Source organism: Kitasatospora sp. cg17-2 (assembly GCF_054031055.1).
On the sequence record NZ_CM132923.1, the window covers coordinates 619,778 to 639,650 of the forward strand.

Below are 19,873 nucleotides of genomic sequence, written 5' to 3' on the forward strand. Positions count from 1 at the left end.
GGCCCCGGTGCCAGGTCTGGCACCGGGGCCGCACGGCTTGCCGCCGTCAGCCGGCCGGGTCCTCCGGCGTCGGCCAGGTGATCACCGAGAACGCCCCGCCCTGCGGGTCGGCGAGGACGGCCAGCCGGTTGGCGGCCATGTCGAAGGCCGGGGTGAGAACGGTGCCGCCCGCACGGACGACGGCCGCCTGGATGGCGTCGACGTCCTCCACGTTGAAGTACGGCTGCCAGTGCGGCGGGACCCCCGGCGGGAAGGTGGACAGGTCCATCATCCCGCCGACCGCGCGACCGTCGACCTGGAACTCGATGTACCCCTCGGCGCCGGGCGCCTCGGAGCGGCCGGTGGTGACCGGCAGCACGGCCGAGTAGAAGGCCGCGGCCGCCGCGCGGTCGCGGGTGGCCAGCTCGTTCCAGATGAGCGCGCCGTGCTCGTTGACGATGCCCGCGCCGTCGAAGGTCCCGGGCTGCCAGAGGCCGACGACGGCGCCGGTCGGGTCGGCGATCACGGCCATCCGCCCGAGATCCATGACGTCCATCGGCCCCACCACCACCGAGCCGCCGGCGTCGGTGACGGTCTTGAGGGCGGCGTCGAGGGAGTCCGTGGACAGGTACGTGGTCCACACCGTCGGCGGCATCGGGTCGGGCACGGTGCCGTCCGGGTTCATCGCCTTCATGATCCCGGCGACCGGCTTGCCCTTCAGCGTGCAGACCGAGTACCCGCCCTGCTCGGCGGGCCCGATCTCGCCCTGCCATCCGAACACCTCCCCGTAGAAGTCGAGGGCCGCCTGCTGGTCGGGCACCATCAGGTCGATCCAGCACGGGGTGCCGGGCTTGTAGGGGCCGTTCATGTCGGGCACGGATGCCTCCGGGGGCGCGTTCGGGCGACGGACAGGGGGACGGACGGGCGGTCCCGTACCCGCCCGGAGGCCCCGGAATCGGGCTGCACGGGTGAAAACGGCGTTCGGCGCCCGGGCCGACGGAGACTGTCGGGGTGGGACGTGCCGACGGAGGCAGGCGAGGTGGACCGTGCTGCCGGCCCGCTTGTCGTGCACGAGGCCGTCAGCGGTCCGGGAGGTCGCCGCCGGGGTCCTCCGAATCGCCGGGGTCCTCCCAGTGGCCGCGCTCCTCGGGGTCGCCGTACCGGGCGCGCCACTCGCGGGCGCGGGCGTTGTGCCAGTCCACGCCCTGCTGGGCCTGGTCCTCGGACAGGCCGCAGAGGGCGGCGACCACACTGAGCGGCACCGGCTCGTCGTAGTCGGCGAGGGTGCGACTGACCTTGCCCGCGTACTGCTCCTCGGGGACGAACGGGCGGCTGCGGTAGACCTCGACCAGCATGGCCAGGTGCCCGGCCGAACACGCCGTGACGACCCGCCTGCCGTCGAGCTCCGGGTCCGAGGCGTGAACGGCGGAGGAGTCCGGGACGAGCGCGCCGAGCAGGTCCTGGGCGAGGACGGCCAGCCCGCAGTGGTCGCAGATGTCGTACGCCGACGCGTCACCCAGGTCGGCCGCGTCGTCGCCGCCGTCCGCCGGGGGTTCGAAGTGCTCCACGCCCGACGCCTACCCGGTGAACCGCCGGACAACCGCCGCAGTCCGGGCGGCCCGGCCGGTCCGCCCGGGGTTCCGGCCGAACGCTTCCGGCCGGAGACGGAACCGCCCCCGAACCTCAAACCTCGGCGCCCCCGAACCGTCCCACTGGGTGCCACCCGGTGGCCGACCGGCCCGGCCCGGGATTGCATGGGAGAGCCCGAACCCCTGCTCAGGGAGGCAGTCGTGTACGAGATGTGGGCCGAGACCGATGCGGCGGAGGAGCCGTCGGGTCTGATGTGGCACGTGGTGTCGAAGGACGACGCGTCGACGGCGCTCTGCGGGCAGTCGCTGGAACTGTCCCGCCGGGTCGTGCCGAACGGCATGGAGACGCCCCTCGGGGCGCCGGACCGCTACTGCGATCCGTGCCTGCTGTCGGTGCGCGAGACCATGGCGGCCGCCGGTAACTGAGCGCCCCGGGGATCGCCGCCACCGGCCGGTTCCGGGGCCGGTTCCGCGGACCGGTTGCGGGCGGGCGGGCCCGTCGGGCGGGCCGGCCGCGACCAGGTCCGGCAGGGCCGCGGACAGCGGTCCCCGGACGGCCGGTGGCAGCCGCCTCATCGTCCGTCGGCCCCGCCGCCGGAACGGCGCACGGCGCGGGTCCGGCCACCGCTCCCGACCGGCCGGCGGAGCAGCAGCCCGGCCAGGCCGAGGGCAAGTACCCAGCCTCCGATCAGCGCCCACAGCACCGGCGCCGGCTCGGCGGCGAGTCCTCCGGCCAGCAGCACCGGGGGCAGGAGTCCCAGCGCGGGCAGGGCCCGTGGGCGGGTCCCGCTCGTCACCGCCCACACCCGCCCGCGCACCGCCAGCCCCCGGGCACGTGCGCCGGCCACGATCCGTCGTCCTCGCTGGCTCATCCCGCCGGCCTCCCTCTGCTCCTGCGCCACCTGATCCCCGGCCCTGCGAGTTCCCCGAACGGCGGCCCCCGAACGCCGCCCCACCGTTTCGCCCCGGCATCGCCCCACCGCCTCCGCAATCCCGCGCCGTCCCCGCGTGGAGCCGGCGCGGGACCGCGGAGGCGGTGGCTGGTGTCCAGCAGCGTTCCGTCGACGTCGAGGAGCGCCGCCTCCTCGGAGGGGCGGCCGTGCCCGGGCCCAGGTACGCCGGGCGGGGCGCAGGGGTCACGGCAAGACGTCACGGACGGGAAACGCGTCGGTGGCACCCGTGATCTCGAGGACACGGCGGACGATCGGCCGGGGGCGGGCGAGTTCGATCCGGCTGCCGTGCTCGCGCGCCCTGATGGCGGCTTCGAGCAGTTCGGACAGGCCGGTGGAGTCGCAGAAGGCGAGGTCGCCGCAGTCGATCAGGACGACCGTGCCGGGGGTGGCCAGCGCCGGATCGAGCGCCTCGCGCAGCACGGCGACGGAGTCGAGGTCGAGCTCCCCGTTCAGGGTGAGGACGGTGCCGCGGGCCCACGGTCGGGCGTGGGTGGTGAGTCCGACCGGCTGGTCCGGGGCGGGCGCGGTGCCGGTGGCGGGCGGTCGGGGCGGGCGAGGCGGGCGGCGGCTCATGACGGTCCTCCTCTTCGTTCTCGGCGGACGGCCGGTCCCGGAGTCGGGTCCGGGACCGGAGCACCCGGCGCAGCAGACGCGCTCTTCTCCTCCGCCTTCTCCTCCTCCGTACCGACGGCCCCCCTCAGCGCGGCTGACCGCTGTGGGGGCCGGAAACACGGGGAGGCGGGCAGGTGGTCGGATTCTCGGGGGTTCGGGGCCCTCGGGAGTTCCGGAACACCGGGGTCGGCACGTTCTCAGGCGGGCCCGCGGTCCCGGCAGGCGCCGGGCCCGAGTGGGGCGCCAGGGCCGGGGCCGGGGTCGGGGTCGGGGTCGGGGTCGGGGTCGGGGTCGGGGTCGGTCGGAGCGTCGCTCCAACCGGACGCGTCGCGGTCGTCCAGTTGTCCGCGCAGGCGCGCGAGGGTGGTGGAGAGCAGTCTGGACACGTGCATCTGGGAGACGCCGATCCGCTCGGCGATCTCGGACTGCGTCCGGTCCTCCCAGAACCGCAGTTCGAGCACCAGTTGCTCACGCCGGGGCAGTTGTCCGAGCAAGGGTCGGACGGCGGTGCGGAACTCGGCGAGTTCGAGGCCCGGGTCGCAGGCCCCGAGCCGGTCCAGCAGTGCGCTGCCGGACTCGTCGGAGTCCTGCTCGCGCAAGGCGTCGAGGGAATCGGGCCGGTAGACCCGGCCGGCGACCAGGCCCTCGACGACCTCCTCCACGCCGAGGTCGAGCGCCTTCGCGATCTCCTCGGGGTGCGGCAGCCGGCCGAGTTCCTGCTCCAGCCGGTCCGAGCCGCGCGCGACCCTGAGGTAGCACTCCTGCATCCGCCGCGGCACCCGTACCGGCCAGGAGGTGTCCCGGAAGAACCGCTTGATCTCCCCGGCGATGGTGGGGATGGCGTAGGTGACGAACTCGACGCCGCGCCCGGGGTCGTAACCGTCGACCGCCTTGATCAGACCGACGGTGCCGACCTGGAGGATGTCGTCCATGTCCTCGCGGCGGTGACGGAAGCGGCCGGCGATGAACCGCACCAGCGGCATGTTGAGTTCGATGACGGTGCCACGCACGTAGCTGTAGGCCTGGGTCTCGCGGGCCAGCCCGGCGAGGCGCTCGAAGAGCTCGTCGCTCAGTCGGCGGGCCTCGCTCTTGCCCATGGCACGCAACTGCGCCTCACCGGGGCGCGCGGGCACGCCCGGCGGAGGGCCGGAGGAGACGGGCGGCGGGCCGGTCCGGTGGCCGGTTCCCTCGATGGTTGTGGACACGGCGATTCTCCTGGGCAGCGGGAACCCCTCGGACCGCGGGAGGGGTGGGCGTCATCGCCCGCGCACTGCGGCCCCTCTTCCCGAAGACCTCTGCCCGGCTCCTTCGAAGCCACGGTCCAGGCGACGCCCGACATGGGCGCGGGAGCAGCCTGCGGCGCTGTGCGGCCGCTCCGTTGGTTCTGGTACCCGACATGGGGCGTTTCATTCACTTTCGCCCCTTTCACTCCCGCGGACCCGAGCAACCCTGCCGGGCCGTCCATCACCGCCACCTCCGCACCGCAGTGCCCCGGCCCCCTGACCCAAGAGCCGCGACTGGTGGACATCAGCGACAACCTCATCGCCCGCGTCACCGACTCCGAACGCGCAGGTCTTGGGCGGCGGAGTCGACCTCGCCTCGGCCACCACCACGGCGGCCGAGGACCCGCGACAGCTCGGAATATCCGTGGCCACGGAGAACCCGCAGCACCTACGCTCCACCCATGCGCGCCGTGTTGATCTTCCCTGCAGGCGAACGAGCCGAGACCGTCGCCCCACTCGATCGGCATCTGCCCCAGCAGCGGTGACAGCCCCGGCCCGACCAGCACTCAAGAACAAGTTCAGGGAAGGCAAGTCAGGATATGACCAGCCAGGAGCTCCACTTCGACTGCAGACGCCACGCTGGACACGGCGTGCTCGAAGTCGTTCCGTGCATCGACCGAATACCACTCACCGAATTGATCGACCAGTTCGAGGCGGACGCGGGGATGCAGCCGGCCGGAGACGCCTACGGTGGACTTCTCCCGGAGTTCTTTCGGTTCGGCCCGATGGAAGACCATTTCCATGGACGATCCACCGGAGCCATGGGACCGGGGACGCCCCTGCTCGGCTGTGAATGCGGAGAGTGGGGATGTTGGCCACTGATGGCCAACATCACCGTGACCTCCGACCGCGTGACCTGGGACTCCTTCGAACAGCCCCACCGCAGGACACGCGACTACTCGGGATTCGGCCCGTTCCACTTCGATCGCCGTCACTACGATGACGCCGTGAAGGCCCTGGACGCAGTAGTCAGCTCCAACGGGACGCGAGTACAACGTGCCGGCGCGACACAAGAAGGAAGCAGTCGTGTTTGACCACGTGATCGGACTGCGTCCCGAGGAAGCCGCACGCTGGACCGCGCTTGTCGAGGAGTCCCGGCCGGTCCTCGAGAGCAATGGAATGGAGGCTGTCCAGACCCTCCTGGCCGAGCGCGGCATGAGCACCATCCAGGCGATCGCGATCACCCGGGCGCTGCTGGGGAATGCGGAGACACCACTCCGAGTCGCCATCGACATCGTGGCTACCAGCAAGGCTCGGCAGTAGCTCCAGAAAAGGCGCCGGAAGGAAGTGGTTGCGGCGGAAGCAGCCGCCCTGCCCCTCGACGGCGCCCTCCTCCTGGGGGCACCTCGATGCCGGGCCCGTCGGCGAACACCACCGATCGCCCGAAGGTCGTGCAGGTGACCCTCGGGGAACCCCTCCCCGCCCACAGGAAGCGAAGCCCCTTCTCCCTACCATGAGGGTGGCTGAGCGGATCCCGGTCAGAGCGCGATCGGGAGCTCATCGATCCAGCCCACGCAGTCGGGCTCGCCCCGGCTCTCCAGAACCGGTACGCGATCGTCCCGACCGGAGGACATGCCGGCGTGATCGGCCTTGACCTGCTCGCTCCCGGCCTCGGTCTCGGTCTCGTCTCGGATCGCCGAGCCGCGACAGTCGGTACCGATTTTCACGCCGGTGGCGACCGGCTGACGGGCCGTCGGCTCCGACCCTGTCGTTCGGCAGGGGTGGAGCGCGCGGGTGAGCTCGGTAAATGTGCCGATCGGCACATGTGCGGGTGGGGGTGCGGCGACCAGGATTGGGGGCATCGAGAGGGCGGCCGACCGGGCCGCCGGGGAGGGAGACCCACCATGTTCCGCATTCGTAATCGCATTCGCACCAGCAACCGTGCCGCCGTCCGGACCGCCCGGGCCACCGCTGCTGCCGGGCTGGCCCTCGCGGCGCTCACCGGCGTCGTGCCGGCCTCCGCCGATGCCCTGTCCGTCGGCAGCTCCGGGTCCGACAGCTCCGCGTCCGACGGCCGCGACGGCCGGACCGCGGGGCCGGCGAGCGTCAGCGGCAAGGCCCGGGTCTGGTACGCCTTCTCCCCGGACGACGAGATCTGGTTCACCGTCGACGCCCGGGCGAAGCCGTACTCCCGCCCCCTTCCGGGCACCAAGGCGCCCGACGGACTGCCCACCGACGCCGTCGGCACGGTCCGCTACTCCCACCGCGTGGCCGCCACCGGGGTCGTCTACAACGCCGTGGCCGAGGTGGACTGCCTCAGCACCGGCGGCCCGGTCGCCACCCTGACCGCCGTCGTCACCACCTCGGACATCGGGAATGCCAACGAAAGGATCGGTCTGAGCGTCTACCGGGGCGGCGGCCGTGACGGCGACCGCCTCGGCTTCTCCTGGGGCGTGGCCAACCTCGACATGGGTCCCGACCAGCAGCCCTACCAGCCGGTGGTCGGCACCTGCATGGCCCCGGCCCCGTTCGCCCCGGTGGTGCGGGGCGGATTCAGCGTCCACCACGTGGAGTTGGAGGCCCCGAAGACGCCCGGCCAGTAGGGCACGACACCGTAGCAACGCCGTGAGAACGCCCGGCCGACCCCCGGCCGAGCGTCCGTACGGAGAACCCGCCGAGCGGGTCCGAGGTCAGGGCGCGGTGATGCCCGGCTGGGCACCGGCGCCGAAGGACCAGCCCTCGACCTCGCCCGGAGCCGGGTTGCAGGAGCCCGCACCGAGGTTGCTGTAGGACCACGGGCCGCCGTGCGCGGCGTGCCAGTACGACCAGTAGGCGGTGCCGGTGGGGTTGGTGCAGGTCGTCGGCAGGGTGTTGATCTTGCAGACGAAGCCCGGGAAGCGCGGGTGGAAGGAGTAGGAGAAACCGGCACCGGTCAGCGCGGCGAGGCCGCTGGCCGGGTCTCCCGCGGCGCAGCCGGTCTCGATGCCGCCACCGAGGGCGGTGAAGTCGACGACCACGGTGACGCCGGAGGTGCCGGTGCAGGCGGCGGCCCGGGCCGGCGGGGCGGTCGCGGTGGAGACGCCGAGCAGGCCGGCGGTGAGGGCCGCGGCGGCGGCGAAGGCGCCGAGGGTACGGCGGGTGGGACGGGCGGAGGTGGTGGTCATGGGCGTGCTCCTCGGATGCGGCGGGCGGCGGTGCGGGGTCACGGGCGGGCCGCCGTCAGGGGCGCGCGGCCGGGGCCGGGCAGGCCAGGGTGGGGGCGGACGGGCGGGCGCCGTGGGCGCTGAGACCGGCGAGGCCCTGACCGGAGAGACCGAGGACGGCCTGGGCGGTGGCCCGGGTGGCGTTGGCGGAGTTGAAGCCGCTCGCGTCGTAGGCGACGGCGCCGCGCACGGCGGGGTCGGCCGAGCAGCCCTGCTGGAGCTTCACCAGGCTGCTCCAGCCCTTGAGGCCGCTGATGAACCGGCCGCCGGGGAGCAGGGCGGAGGTGGCCAGGCCGGTGCTGTTGGCGTTGGAGGTGGTGGCACCGGCCGCGGCGAAACCGCCGTCGGTGTTCTGGTGGGCCGTCAGCCAGTCCAGCCCCGCCTTGGCCTTGGCGCTGCGGCCGGTCGCGGCGAGGGCCTGGGCCGCGAGGGCGGTGGCGTCGGTGTCGGCGGTGCAGGTCGGCTGCCCGAAGGCGATCGGGAAGCCGCCGTCGGCGCACTGGGCGGCGGCCAGGAAGTCGACGGCGGAGGCCGGGGCCCCGCCGGGGGTGCGCTGGAGGGCGATCAGGGCCAGGGACTGGCCGAAGGCGTTGCTGTAGTCGCCCCACTGCGAGCGGTCGGAGAAACGGCCGCTCGGCGTCAGCAGGGAGCGCAGTCGGGCGGGCAGGTCGACGCCGCCGAAGGCCGACGGGGAGGTACCGCGCACCTCGGCGGCGAGCAGGAGCTTGGCGGTGGCTCCGGCGTAGGCCTCGGCGGTGCCGTCGCCGAGGTAGCCGACCAGGATGTCGGGGCGGGCGAGCCAGGCGGTGTCGCGCGCGGCGGCCTGGTCGGCGCTGCCGGCGGCGGCGAAGGCGAGCACGGCGTCGATGGTGAGGCCCTGGTCGGGGTAGGCGGTGCCGTCGAAGACCGACTCGAAGTGGTCGCCGTTGACGAGTTGGCGGGCCAGCCAGCCGGCCGCGGCGGCGTCCGGGCGGTAGGTGGTGGCAGCGTCGCCGGAGGCCGACGAGGTGATGGAGGTCGGGGCGGTGGCGGTCGGCGCCGGGGCGGCCGCCCGGGCGGCGGTGGCGGCCGGGAGGGTGGCGGTCAGCGCCAGCGCGGATATCGCGAGCAGGCGGAGCGGGCGGCGGCGGAGCGCGGAGGCGGACATGCGAGGCCTTTCCGGGCCTGGGCGCACGGGCGGCCGCCGGCGACCGCGCGGGGTGAACGGCCCGACGGCTCCGGGAGCCCCTGGCCGCAGACCACGACGGGAGGAGGGGACACACCTCCGCCGACGGGTACTCGGGCTCGCCACCGACGTGCCGTCGGCGGCCTACCGTTGCGGGTCAGCGCCGGAATTCGACCGGACTTCCCCCGACGGCGGAGTCAGAACATGACGGCTCATGATGTCGGCTCGGCTGAGAGGGGGTCAAGGCCGGTTCGAGGGCGGATCGCCATCGGTGCGGCAGCGCGGTGGCTGGGCGTGGGCGCGGCGGCAGGGCCTCAGCGGCCGGAGCGCTGCACTCCTCGCGTACGGACCGGGACCGGCACCGCGACGGACCGGGACCGGCACGGCGACGGCTGGGTTCGGCACCGCGGCGGCCCGGTGACGACAAGGACCCGCCCGGCCGCCGCAGGGATGCGGCGGCCGGGCGGGAGACCGGGGCGGACGGGGTCCGGGCTTCGGGGTCGAGAGCCCTGGTGCGGACCCCGGGGCAGCCGCCTCCGGTCAGCAGGTGCCGGCCGCGCGCTCGCGCACGACCAGATCGGTGCGGCCCGCCGTGGCGTCCAGCCAGACCACCCGGGTGCCCCGGTCGGCCACCGGGGAGTACTGGCCGCCCCGGTTGCAGGACATCCGCTCGGGGGTGCCGCCGGTGAGCGGGAGCTGCCAGAGCTTGGGCAGATCGGTGTTCTTGGGGGCACCCGTCACCTGACGGGCGGCCTCGGCGAAGGTGACCGCCCGGTCCGAGGCGGTGAGGCCGACGATCCGGCGCGGCTCGGTGCCGCTGCCACTGCCGCTGCCACTGCCGGTGCCGGTGCCGGTGCCGGACCGGGGGCCTGCGGGCAGGAGGTCGGTCACGCCGGAGCCGTCCAGCGCGCCGGAGCGGATCGTGCTGCCCTTCGTCCGGTCGAAGGGCGTCTCGACCCAGAGCAGCCGGCCGCCGGCCATCCTGAGGCTGGCCACCGAGGTCCCGGCGGTGCCGTTCGCGTCGTCGACCACGTACTGGGCGACGACCTTGCCGGCGGCGAGCGAGTAGACGGTCGGCGCACTCACCGTCCGCTCACCGACCTGCCAGCTCTCGGTCCAGGCGAGCAGGCCGTCGTGGAGGGCGAGACCGGCGGCCTGGTGGCCCTCGGGCAGCGCGATCAGCGTCTCCGGAGCCCCGTCGCGGGAGAGCACGGGCCCGCTGCGGCCGGTCGTGTGGTCCGACATCAGGAAGGCGACGTCTCCCCCGGAGACCCGCACGTCACCGAGGTACTGGTTCGGGCCGCGGTGAACGCTGCGCACCGGGCCGCCGTCGAGCGGCCGGGCCAGCACCTCCATGCCCCAGGTCCCGTCGGCCCCCGGCCCCATCGCCACCCACGCGGCGGTCGTTCCGTCGGTGGTGGGCCAGCCGTGCGAGCGGCCGTCCTCCGGGCTGAGCCGGGCGGGCTCGGCGGAGCCGGTGACAGCGCCCGCGTACACGGCCATGCTGCCCTTGGCCCCCTTGCCCGCGGTGGCCACCACCCAGCGGCCGGCGGCGACATCCGGCGCCACGCTCTCGGTGGAGAGTTCGCGCAGCAGCGGCCGGCTGTCCACGCCGATCCGGCGCTGCCAGCCGTCCTTGATCCCGTGGGCGTCGAAGGCCCCGGCCACGGTGCGGAGTTGGGCACGGTCGAGACCGAGCGCCCGCCCCGCGGCGAGCACCGCGTTGCGGGCGTCGACGAAGTCGTCCAGCGGGGTGAGGTACTCGGCGAGCGCGCGGTAGACCAGGCGGTCGGCGAGGAGCGGGTCGAGGGTGCGCCGGATGTCCCACAACGCGCCCGAGACGATGGTGGAGTTGTAGTGCACGCCGCCGCTGTCGACCCCGGCGGGCACCCCGAGGTAGTCGGCCACGGTGGTGCGGCGGTCGTCCAGCCTGCGGCCGGCGCAGGCCTCGGGGGTTCCGGTGCGGCAGAGGTCCTCGCCGAGCAGCGCGGCCCTGGGGTCGGTCATCGGGATGCCTCGGCTGGTCACCTCGATGGCATTGCCGAAGTAGTCGGCGACGGCCTCGTTGAGGGCACCGGACTGGCCGAAGTCGACGAAGCCGGCGGTGTACTTGACGACGCCGTGGGTCATCTCGTGGCCGGCCACGTCGCGGGCGGCGGAGAACGGGCGGTAGTTGCCGCTGCCGCCTCCGTAGAGCATCTTCTCGCCGTCCCACTGCGCGTTGTTCATGGGCTCGTCGAAGCTGGTGACATTGACGACGGAGATGATCGGTCCGGCCTTGCCGTCGATCCCGTCGCGGCCCAGACGGTCGCGGTAGAAGTCGTACACGGCGGCGGCGTTGAGGTGGGCGTCGGTGGCGCCGCTGGTGCCGGTGGCGGCCGGGAAGTCGGTGGTCGCCGAGGCGGCCGGGCGGGCGTCGGCGGGCAGTTTGCGGAAGTCCAGCACGTCCCGGCCGGCCGCGTCGTAGGTGGTGACGGTGGCGGGACGGGTGAGGTCGACGAGCTGGTAGGTGCCGTCCGGGAGTCGGCCGATATTCACCCGGGCGGGCCGACCGAGGGCATCGGGCGCGGTCCCGACGGCGGGCTCGACGGCCGGGACCGAGGCCGGGGCCGGAGCGGCAGCGGCGGCGGCCGGGGCGCCGAGCAGGTACGGGGCGCGCACCTCGTAGGAGAGCGCGACCTCCCCGACCGAGGCGTCCACGAACACCTCCTGCGCCTTCGTCGCCCAGACCGCCGGGTCGCTCCCGCGCACGGTGAAGTGGCGGGCGAGCCGGCCGGCGCCGCCGGGCAGCACCACCAGGCCGTGGTCCTCGGCCGCCGTGCCCGCGCGGGCCGCCGGCTCCTGGACCGCGTCGATCGCGAGCCGTCGCAGCGCCTCGTCCGGCACGCTCTGCACGGTCGGGGCGGTGAGCCCGGTGAAGTACTTGCCGCCGGCCGACTCGACCCGCTGGTCGGCGCCTTCGCCGACCAGGTGGACCAGGTAGCGAGCCCCGAAGACGGGTATGCCACCGTGCCGCTGCTCGAACCTGACGGTGCGCCGGCCGTCGGTGGCGCGCTCCACGCCGGCCTCGGCGAGCTGCCCGGGGTCGACCCGGTAGCGGTCCTGATGGGTGGCCAGATAGGCGCGGGCCGCCTCGGCCGGGTTGTCGCCGGGGGCCGCCTCGGCGAGGCCGGTGACCAGCTGCGGAGCTGCGGTGTCCGAGCCGGCGACCAGTCCGGGCACCGGGTCGGCGTCGGCGGACGGCCCGGCGGACGATCCGGCGAACGCGGGTGGCACGGCCACCCCGAGGCCGAGCACTGCCGCGATCGCGACGCCGAGCAGCTTGGGTCCGGGTGTACGGGAACGGTGATGCACTGCGGTCCTCCCACGGGAAGCGGCCGGCCTGACGGCATGCCAGGCCATGCATGGACGGCGGACGCCCACCCCCACGGCTCGTCCGTTCTCCGGAGCCGGCGGTCCGTCCTGCGACCAACATAGGCCATCTCTCTGCATATGTCGATCGACTGCATATGCAGACCGACCGAGGCCACTCGCCCCCGACCCGAACCGGCACCCACCACCCCGCCCCACCCGGGCAATTGACCCGGCGACCGACTCCCGCCCCACAAAGGTCTACATATAAGTAGACGAATTAGGACGCCCTTAGTAAGGTTCACCTAATCTTCCCGGCCGCCGTCCGCACGTCGTCCGCGACGTCACCGAGCACGCCCCCGACCCTGACCGCTGGAGCCCGCATGTCCGCCCGTCGTTCCACCGCAGCCACACTGCTCACCCTCGCCGTGGCGACCGCCGCGCTGGCCGGCTGCTCGCAGAAGAAGGACGACAAGACCGCGGCCGACGCCGTCAAGGTCAACGCCACCGACACCGCCTGCGAGGTCTCGAAGACCACGTTCCCGGCCGGTCACGTCAGCATCGACATCGCCAACAAGGGATCCAAGGTCACCGAGGTCTACGTCTACGCCGCCGGCGACAAGATCGTCACCGAGCGCGAGAACATCGGCCCCGGCACCAAGGCCACCATCACCGCCGAGATCAAGGCCGGCACCTACGAGGTCGCCTGCAAGCCCGGCATGGTCGGCGACGGCATCCGCCAGAAGATCACCGTCACCGGCGACAGCTCCGCCGCCCCCGCCGACCCCCGCCTGACCGCGGCCGTCGACGCCTACCGCACGTACGCCCAGGAGCAGGCCGACGCCACCATCCCGGCCGTCGAGGCCTTCGCCGCCGCGATCAACGCCGGCGACCTGGACAAGGCCAAGTCCCTCTTCGCGCCCTCGCGCACCGGCTGGGAGCGCACCGAGCCCGTCGCCGAGAGCTTCGGCGACGTCGACCCCAAGACCGACACCCGCGAGGACAAGCTGGAGCCCGGCCAGGAGTGGACCGGCTGGCACAAGCTGGAGAAGTCCCTCTGGGCCGATGCGAAGATCGGCGACGCCGAGAAGAAGCTCGCCGACCAGCTGGTCGCCGACCTCAAGGACTGGCAGAAGAAGATCCCCGAGGCCGAGATCACCGCCACCAGCATGGCCAACGGCGCCAAGGAGCTCCTCGACGAGGTCGCCACCAACAAGGTCACCGGCGAGGAGGACCGCTACAGCCACACCGACCTCGCCGACTTCCTCGCCAACGTCGAGGGCGCCAAGAAGGCCTACGAGCTGCTCAAGCCCGTCGCCGCCGAGAAGGACGCCGAGCTCGCCAAGACCCTGGACTCCGAGTTCGCCGCCATCCAGACCCTGCTCGCCAAGTACAAGCAGGCCGACGGCAGCTACACCTCCTACGACAAGGTCACCGAGACCGAGCGCAAGACCTTCTCCGACGCCGTCAACTCCCTCGGCGAGCCCCTGTCGAAGCTCGCCGCCGCCGTGGTCGTCAAGTAACCACCGCAGACCGTCCCACCACAACCTCGATGGAGCCGGCGTGTTCGCCAACTATCTGATCGGCCTGCGCGAAGGACTCGAAGCCAGCCTGGTCGTCTGCATCCTCATCGCCTACCTGGTCAAGACCGGCCGCCGGGACAAGCTCCCGCCGGTGTGGACCGGCGTCGGCGCGGCCGTGCTGCTGTCCATGGCCTTCGGCGCGGTCCTGCAGTTCGGCTCCTCCCAGCTGTCCTTCGAGGCCCAGGAAGCCCTCGGCGGCTCCCTGTCGATCATCTCGGTCGGCCTGGTCACCTGGATGGTCTTCTGGATGCGCCGCACCGCCCGCCACCTCAAGAGCGAGCTCCAGGGCAAGCTCGACGCCGCACTCGCCATGGGCACCGGCGCGCTCGTCGCCACCGCCTTCCTCGCGGTGGGCCGCGAGGGCCTGGAGACCGCGCTGTTCATCTGGACCGCCGTCCAGGCCACCGAGGACGGCTACAACCCGATCGTCGGCGCCGCCCTCGGCCTGCTCACCGCCGCCTTCCTCGGCTGGCTGTTCTACCGCGGCGCGCTGAGGATCAACCTCGCGAAGTTCTTCACCTGGACCGGCGCCATGCTCGTCGTCGTCGCCGCCGGCGTCCTCGCCTACGGCGTCCACGACCTCCAGGAGGCCGGCTGGCTGCCCGGCCTGCACAACCTCGCCTTCGACATCTCCAGCACGATCCCCAAGGACAGCTGGTACGGCACCCTCCTCAAGGGCGTCTTCAACTTCCAGCCCGACCCCAGCGTCCTCCAGATCGTCGTCTGGCTCGCCTACCTCGCCCCCACCCTGGCCTTCTTCTTCGGCCTCCTCGGCGGCCCCGCCAAGCCCACCGCCCCCAAGCCCACCGGCACCACCGGCACCACCGAGGCCCGCCCCACCGCCTGACACCACCGGCCCGCGCCACCCGGCGCACCCACGCCACCGCACCACGCCCCGCCCGGCACCCCGGGCGGGGCGTCCGCGTTCCCGGACCGGTCGAGGGCCGCCCGGCGGACGGTCGGGCACGGACGCGAACCGGCCTGGACGGACCCGAGGTCCACAGAGTTCGACGCCTTCCGCCAGCCCGGGCGAGGGCCCGGCCCGACCGCGCCGAGGCTCCCCCGGGAGCACGAAACCCCCGGCCCGGCCACCTCCGTGAGGTGGTCGGGCCGGGGGTCACCGGTCCTGCCGAACGACTGTGCCGAACGCTTCCGCCGACAGCGGGGCTGCAACGGACCGCCGAACGCGGTCGGGCCGTCAGACCGCCGGAGCGGGGAGCGGACGGCGGGCGAGGAGGTCGGAGACCTTGGCCGTCGCGTAGAGGGAGACCGCGAGGGCGACCACCAGCGCGGCACCGGCGGCGAGGATGCTGCCGGAGAAGACCGCCTTGGGGCTGCCGGCCTCGGTGCGGGCCGACCCGGCGATGAAGGGCAGGACCAGCAGGACGGCGACACCCAGCGCGACCTCGCCCCACACGACCTTGGGGAAGTGGCCGAGGGTCAGGTCGCGCAGCGTGGCGGTGTCGTCGGCGAGGCGGGCCCGGGTGATCCGGGGCATCAGCCAGAACTGGTTGAAGGCGCCGGCGGCCACCAGCCCGGCCACCAGCAGGACCTTGACCAGCAGTGCGATGCCGTACCCGGTGGTCCACAGCTGCGGGACGCTGCCGACGTGCTTCCAGCTCAGCCACAGGCCGGAGACGGTGATCGCGCCGACGCAGACCATCGCGACGAGGCCGAAGCGCTGCCACAGCTGGGCCCAGAGCAGCCCGGCGCCGTCGCCGAGGCGGCCGCGGGTACCGGCCAGGGCGACCAGCAGCGCCAGCCCGCCGAGCCAGACCGTGCCGGACACGATGTGGACCTGGTCGAGGACGAGGTCGAGCCAGCGGTCGAAGGTGGTCGGGGTGACCGACGGGGCGGCGCCGACCAGGGTCACGGCCAGCGCCGCGGGCAGCGCGGCGAGGACGACGCGGTCGGTGTGCCGACGGACGGCCGGGACGAACAGGGCGATCATCACGGCCGAGGTGACGACGAGGACGATGTTCTGCACGAGGTAGACGGTGCCCTGCGCGATCCAGGCGCCCTTCGCGGCGGGGAGGCGGAGGAAGTGCCAGATCCGGTCGGGGGCCAGGGCGTCGCCGAAGGGCATTCCCTTGCCGGCGCGGGCGACGCGGGCGGCGAGCTGGAAGTAGCCGGCGATCAGCAGCACCAGGCCCGCCCAGGCGACGTAGGCCGCCGATCTCGATCTCAGCACCGAGGCGTCGGGGCCGGCTCCGTTGCGCTCGACGTTCCTGAGCGCGGGGCGCACCGCGGCGGCGTAACCGACGGTGGCGCCGATGGCACCGCTGAGGCCGAGGAAGTAGCCGGCCTTGGTGAGGATCCGCCAGGTCTGGGGCATGGTGTATCCGGCCGTGTCCGCGGCCAGCATCAGGCTGTTCATGAGGGAAGGCTAACCTTAGAAAGGTAAGCCTTCCCTCACTTTTTACGGACTGATTGTTCTACTGGAATCAACCCGTTATGCCCCGGGAGGACTCCTGGAATCGGTCGGACGCGAACCGGCCTTCATGGCCTTGACCAGGGCATTCGAAGGCCCGGAAAGGTCAGGCGGACCGGGGACCGGCCGTCAGCGTCCGGCTTCCGTCGCCCGGGTTCTCGCCCAGTCCGCCGGCGCCTCGGGCGGCGGCCGCGCACACGCGCCGGAGCAGCGAGTTGAGCTCGACGCGCTGGCCCCTCGTCAGTGCGGCCAGCAGGCCGTCCTGCGCGGCGGAGGCGTCGGAGTGCAGCAGGTCCAGCGCGGCCCGGCCCGGGTCGGTGATCGCCAGCAGTTCCTGGCGCCCCCCGATGTGGACCACCGTCGACTGCAGCAGGCCCCGGGAGAGCAGGTCGTCGAGGGCCCGGTCGGCGTCCGTCCCGGGCAGCGCGAGCCGTTCCACGAGATCCCGTCGGCCGTGCGGGCCCAGGGTGGCCAGGGTCGACAGCAGCGCCTGGTGGGCCGGGGCCAGTCCGCGGTGTTCCAGCCGCTCCGCGAGCAGGCGGTCGACGGCGCGGCCGGCCTCGGAGAGGAGGTAGACGGTCTGCTCGAACGGACTCGAGGATCCCTTCCGTCCGTCGTACAAACCGTGTCCCCATCGTCGAGAGCGTGCGACGTCCCGCGGCCGGGACGGTAAGCCGAGGCTCACCATATCCGCGCTTCCGAGCATTGGTCTACATCGATGTCGTCACATGCCTGGGCGCCCGAGCTGCGGCACCGTCCGAGCTCCCGCCCCGACCGGCCTCGCCGTCCGAGCCCGCCTCGCCGTCCGACCCGCGTCACCGACCGACCCGCGTCACCGACCGGTGAGCGCCTCCGCCGCGTACTCGACGTATTCGTGCAGGCCGTACGCCAGCCCCAGGGCCAGCACGGTCGAGGCCAGCACCGCGGCGACGAGCCCGGCGGCGGCGAGCCACGAGCTCCGCCCCTCCGGTCCGGCGGGCGCCGGTGCCAGCAGGGCCTGGACCCGCAGGGGCACCGGTCCCGAACTCACGGACAGCGGCCGGGCGCCGTGGCGTCCGGGCCCGGACGCGCCCGCCAGGGCGGCGCGCGCGATCGCGGTCGCGGCGAGCCTCCGGTCGGACACCGAGCGGGCGGCCGTTTCGTCGGCCCACCGCTCCAGGTGGAACTCCAGGCCGGTCCGCAGCCGCCCGAGGGCCGGATGGACGGCGGCGGCGAGGTCGGCGGCCGCCGAGAACAGGTGGTGGCGCCCACGGAGGTGGGCCCGCTCGTGCGCGAGCAGGACGGCGCACTCCGACGCCCCCAGGGTTTCGAGCATGCCCTCCGTCACGACCACCCGGCCGGCCCGCCCCCGGTGGCGCGGCAGCGCGAAGGCCTCCGCCTCGGCCCCCGGCACGATGAGCACATCGCCCTCCGCCGTCGCCCCGCCGGTCAGCCGCCACGCCCGCGACAGCACGGCGCGGTGGCGGCGCACGGCCCGGACCAGCCGGACGACCTGCGCGACGAGCAGCGCCCCGGCGACGCCCGCGACCGGCAGCACCGCCGGCCAGTGCGTGGTCACCCCGGTGAGCGGCAGCTGTTCGAGGCCCGCCAGGAACGGCACATGGAGGAGGGCGACCAGGACCGCGACGGTGCCGCCCGCCAACAGGACCGCCGCGCCCGCGAGGGCCAGGGAGGCTTCCCGCGGCGCGAGCAGCCGAGCGAGCCGCGACGCCGCGGGCACCGCGCCCCAGGGCAGCAGGACGGCCAGTGCGACGACCACCAGGACCGGCGTCATCCCTCGTCCGCCGGAGCCGGACCGTCCGCCGGAGCCGGGTCCTCCGCCGCGGCAAGCGGTTCGCTCGCCGGGTCCTCCGCCCCGGAGAGCTGTTCGCCCTCAGCGGCGAGCAGGAGGCTTCGCAGCACGTCCTCGTCGTCCGCGGACAAGGAGGACACGAACCGCTTCAGGACGAGATCCCGCTGCGGCTCCTTCTCCAGCTCCCGGCGCATCCGGCCCGCGGCCAGCCCGGCGGCGTCCGCCACCGGCGCGTAGGCGAAGGAACGCCCCGGACGCGTCCGGTCCAGCGTCCCCTTCTCGTGCAGGCGGGCGAGGATCGTCGCCACCGTCGTCCGGGCGAGGTCCTGCCGCAGCGCGCCCTTGACCTCCTGGGCGGTCATCGGCTCGGCCGACGCCCACAGCACCGCCAGGACGTCCGCGACCAGCTCCCCGTGCGGACGCCTCGCCTCCTGCCTGCCCCTCACCATCTCGCTCCCTGTTCCCGCCCTGTCCCGACGCGCTCGACCGGCACACCTCGCGCCGACGAGGCGGACGCCACGGCCGACGGCCCAGCCCCCGGACCGGCGCGGTGAAGAGCGCGGCCGACGTGGGTGAGGTGTGCCTCGGTCGACTCTACGCGGACCGTCGGCGCACGCCGCAAGGCAGTCGGCCCCGGCGGGCGACCGGCCCCGGCCGTGCTCGCCGGACCGCGCGACCGGGGCACGAACCGGGCGACCGGGGCACGGACCGGACGGCCACCACACGGCCCGGACGGATCAGGCGCGGGCCGCGCCCGGGCGGTGCTCCCCGCAGAACCACCCCCCGGGGTAGAGCCGGGCACCCCGGCCGCAGGCAGTGCCGTGTCCCGCCGAACAGACCCCGCGCCGGACCGGGCCGATCTCCGGGCGCGGGATCGGCGCGGGGGCCGCCGTCGGCTCGGGGAACCAGATCGCCTCTCCGCTGTCGCGGGCGGGCAGGCCGGCGAACCGTCGCCGTCGCTCGGCCCGGTCCGCCCGGTCGACGAGGCAGCGGGTACCCCGGCGGGAGTGGTGGCGCGGACCGGAGGCGGTGGAACGGTGCGGCGCCGGCGCGCGGTCGGCGGTATCGGCGTCCGCCTCGTCGGCGGGCGCGAGCGTGCCCCCGCTGTCGAGAAAGGCCTCGCGGTCCTCGACCGAGGACCAGAAGCGGTGCACGCTCCGGCCCGCCCGCACCGTCAGCGGGACGCAGTTCCCGGCGGCGATGTCGCGGACGAGGTCGTCGAACTGCCGGGGCCGGGGCCCCCACCGCGCGTGGCGGCGCCCGCAGCTGCCCTGCCTGCGGGTGGGACACGGCGTCGGCATCCGGTCGCAGAGTTCCAGGGAGAGGGCCCGAACCCCGCCGCGGACCAGCAGGTCGCGCTCCGCGCGCACGGCGGCCGCGGGCAGGTCGTCCGTCCTGGTCCAGGGGACCGCGTCGATCAACGGCGACCTCGGGTCCACGGCGTGCCAGACCGCCGTGATGCCGTCGGCCCGGGCGGCGGCGGCCCGGGCGCGGGCCGCCGCCGCGGAAAGGTACGACAACTGTGCTTCGAACCCGTACCGTTGCCCGCCCGCACCGGTGACGAGCACATCGGTGCGCCGCCTGCCGTTCGCGTCGACCACCCCCACCTCGGCGGTGTGGCCGGCGCTCTCGGCCGCCCGGACGTACCGCTCCCGGTAGGCGTCGGACACGTCCCTCCCACCGGACGGACGGCGGTGCGGATTGTGGTGCGCGGCAATGCGCAGGCCCTGCCGCTCGAAGACGTACATCCAGGCCCGGGCGCCGCGGTCCGCCCGGCAGTCCGGGCAGTGGAGTCCGCGCTGGTCGACCGGCCTGCGGTCGCCGATCAGCCGCTCCCACAGGCCGGGGTGGGCCGGGTGCCCGAGGTCGTCGCGGTCCAGGTCCAGAGGGGCATCGACGAGAGCGCAGAAGACGGGGTTGCGTTTGGAGGTTTCGCCGTCGAAATCATCCATGGCATCTCTTTCTCTGCCTTCGGCCACCGGGGTAGGCTCG

20 protein-coding genes and 1 riboswitch are annotated in these 19,873 nt (G+C 73.9%); of the genes, 6 read left to right on the forward strand and 14 right to left on the reverse strand.

Features of this window, described 5'->3' with window-relative positions; genetic code table 11:
- Nucleotides 1-46: 46 nt before the first annotated feature.
- Nucleotides 47-847, reverse strand: a complete 801-nt coding sequence (locus ACW14Y_RS02540; protein WP_380311028.1) for a VOC family protein — start codon at nt 845-847, stop codon at nt 47-49.
- A gap of 211 nt (nt 848-1,058) precedes the next feature.
- Nucleotides 1,059-1,547: a hypothetical protein gene (locus ACW14Y_RS02545; RefSeq protein ID WP_456985704.1), complete on the reverse strand. Its 489-nt coding sequence runs from the start codon at nt 1,545-1,547 to the stop codon at nt 1,059-1,061.
- Between the two features lie 222 nt (nt 1,548-1,769).
- Between ACW14Y_RS02545 and ACW14Y_RS02550 the strand changes: the two genes are divergently transcribed.
- Nucleotides 1,770-1,994, forward strand: coding sequence for a hypothetical protein (locus tag ACW14Y_RS02550; RefSeq protein WP_266309204.1), 225 nt, complete (start codon nt 1,770-1,772; stop codon nt 1,992-1,994).
- Nucleotides 1,995-2,140: 146 nt separating this feature from the next.
- On the opposite strand, the gene ACW14Y_RS02555 is transcribed toward ACW14Y_RS02550, so the two are convergent.
- From ACW14Y_RS02555 to ACW14Y_RS02565, 3 genes are all read right to left on the reverse strand, one after another.
- Complete coding sequence (locus tag ACW14Y_RS02555) at nt 2,141-2,416, reverse strand: hypothetical protein (protein ID WP_456985705.1); 276 nt, start codon at nt 2,414-2,416, stop codon at nt 2,141-2,143.
- A 288-nt stretch (nt 2,417-2,704) separates the two neighbouring features.
- Nucleotides 2,705-3,094: an STAS domain-containing protein gene (locus ACW14Y_RS02560; RefSeq protein ID WP_380394941.1), complete on the reverse strand. Its 390-nt coding sequence runs from the start codon at nt 3,092-3,094 to the stop codon at nt 2,705-2,707.
- Nucleotides 3,095-3,330: 236 nt separating this feature from the next.
- The gene (locus ACW14Y_RS02565; RefSeq protein WP_456985706.1) at nt 3,331-4,338 is read right to left on the reverse strand and encodes a SigB/SigF/SigG family RNA polymerase sigma factor; all 1,008 of its coding nucleotides are present in this window, start codon (nt 4,336-4,338) and stop codon (nt 3,331-3,333) included.
- Nucleotides 4,339-4,955: 617 nt separating this feature from the next.
- On the opposite strand from ACW14Y_RS02565, the gene ACW14Y_RS02570 reads away from it, so the two are divergent.
- Complete coding sequence (locus ACW14Y_RS02570; RefSeq protein WP_380442743.1) at nt 4,956-5,450, forward strand: hypothetical protein; 495 nt, start codon at nt 4,956-4,958, stop codon at nt 5,448-5,450.
- Nucleotides 5,443-5,679: a hypothetical protein gene (locus ACW14Y_RS02575; protein ID WP_380442744.1), complete on the forward strand. Its 237-nt coding sequence runs from the start codon at nt 5,443-5,445 to the stop codon at nt 5,677-5,679. Before ACW14Y_RS02570 ends, ACW14Y_RS02575 begins: the two co-directional genes overlap by 8 nt.
- A 215-nt stretch (nt 5,680-5,894) precedes the next feature.
- Here ACW14Y_RS02575 and ACW14Y_RS02580 read toward each other — a convergent pair whose 3' ends face one another.
- The gene (locus tag ACW14Y_RS02580; RefSeq protein WP_456985707.1) at nt 5,895-6,179 is read right to left on the reverse strand and encodes a hypothetical protein; all 285 of its coding nucleotides are present in this window, start codon (nt 6,177-6,179) and stop codon (nt 5,895-5,897) included.
- Nucleotides 6,180-6,260: 81 nt separating this feature from the next.
- Between ACW14Y_RS02580 and ACW14Y_RS02585 the strand changes: the two genes are divergently transcribed.
- On the forward strand, nt 6,261-6,959 hold the full coding sequence (locus ACW14Y_RS02585; protein WP_456985708.1) for a hypothetical protein: 699 nt from the start codon (nt 6,261-6,263) through the stop codon (nt 6,957-6,959).
- Between the two features lie 87 nt (nt 6,960-7,046).
- Here the strand turns inward: ACW14Y_RS02585 and ACW14Y_RS02590 are convergent, their stop codons facing one another.
- The 3 genes from ACW14Y_RS02590 to ACW14Y_RS02600 all read right to left on the reverse strand — a co-directional run bounded on the left by ACW14Y_RS02590 (nt 7,047) and on the right by ACW14Y_RS02600 (nt 12,078).
- Entirely contained in the window at nt 7,047-7,520 is a 474-nt protein-coding gene (locus ACW14Y_RS02590; protein ID WP_456985709.1) for a flagellar hook-length control protein FliK, read from the reverse strand.
- 55 nt (nt 7,521-7,575) lie between these two features.
- Nucleotides 7,576-8,706: a peptidase gene (locus tag ACW14Y_RS02595; RefSeq protein WP_456985710.1), complete on the reverse strand. Its 1,131-nt coding sequence runs from the start codon at nt 8,704-8,706 to the stop codon at nt 7,576-7,578.
- Nucleotides 8,707-8,811: 105 nt separating this feature from the next.
- A riboswitch (cobalamin riboswitch) is annotated at nt 8,812-8,932 on the reverse strand.
- Nucleotides 8,933-9,264: 332 nt separating this feature from the next.
- The gene (locus ACW14Y_RS02600) at nt 9,265-12,078 is read right to left on the reverse strand and encodes a M4 family metallopeptidase (protein WP_456985711.1); all 2,814 of its coding nucleotides are present in this window, start codon (nt 12,076-12,078) and stop codon (nt 9,265-9,267) included.
- A gap of 380 nt (nt 12,079-12,458) precedes the next feature.
- Between ACW14Y_RS02600 and efeO the strand changes: the two genes are divergently transcribed.
- Together efeO and efeU are read left to right on the forward strand one after the other, a co-directional pair.
- Nucleotides 12,459-13,598, forward strand: coding sequence for an iron uptake system protein EfeO (gene efeO / locus ACW14Y_RS02605; protein ID WP_456985712.1), 1,140 nt, complete (start codon nt 12,459-12,461; stop codon nt 13,596-13,598).
- A 40-nt stretch (nt 13,599-13,638) separates the two neighbouring features.
- Nucleotides 13,639-14,505: an iron uptake transporter permease EfeU gene (efeU, locus tag ACW14Y_RS02610; protein ID WP_456985713.1), complete on the forward strand. Its 867-nt coding sequence runs from the start codon at nt 13,639-13,641 to the stop codon at nt 14,503-14,505.
- 351 nt (nt 14,506-14,856) lie between these two features.
- On the opposite strand, the gene ACW14Y_RS02615 is transcribed toward efeU, so the two are convergent.
- From ACW14Y_RS02615 to ACW14Y_RS02635, 5 genes are all read right to left on the reverse strand, one after another.
- A complete protein-coding gene (locus ACW14Y_RS02615) occupies nt 14,857-16,035 on the reverse strand; it encodes a copper resistance D family protein (RefSeq protein WP_456985714.1) in 1,179 nt (392 codons plus the stop codon).
- 160 nt (nt 16,036-16,195) lie between these two features.
- On the reverse strand, nt 16,196-16,711 hold the full coding sequence (locus ACW14Y_RS02620; RefSeq protein WP_380306652.1) for a MarR family winged helix-turn-helix transcriptional regulator: 516 nt from the start codon (nt 16,709-16,711) through the stop codon (nt 16,196-16,198).
- 210 nt (nt 16,712-16,921) lie between these two features.
- The gene (locus ACW14Y_RS02625; RefSeq protein ID WP_380444336.1) at nt 16,922-17,863 is read right to left on the reverse strand and encodes a M48 family metalloprotease; all 942 of its coding nucleotides are present in this window, start codon (nt 17,861-17,863) and stop codon (nt 16,922-16,924) included.
- Complete coding sequence (locus ACW14Y_RS02630; RefSeq protein WP_380306648.1) at nt 17,860-18,330, reverse strand: BlaI/MecI/CopY family transcriptional regulator; 471 nt, start codon at nt 18,328-18,330, stop codon at nt 17,860-17,862. Before ACW14Y_RS02630 ends, ACW14Y_RS02625 begins: the two co-directional genes overlap by 4 nt.
- A 288-nt stretch (nt 18,331-18,618) precedes the next feature.
- Nucleotides 18,619-19,833 (reverse strand): hypothetical protein, encoded by a 1,215-nt coding sequence (locus ACW14Y_RS02635; RefSeq protein WP_456985715.1) that lies wholly within the window; start codon nt 19,831-19,833, stop codon nt 18,619-18,621.
- Nucleotides 19,834-19,873: the final 40 nt, after the last annotated feature.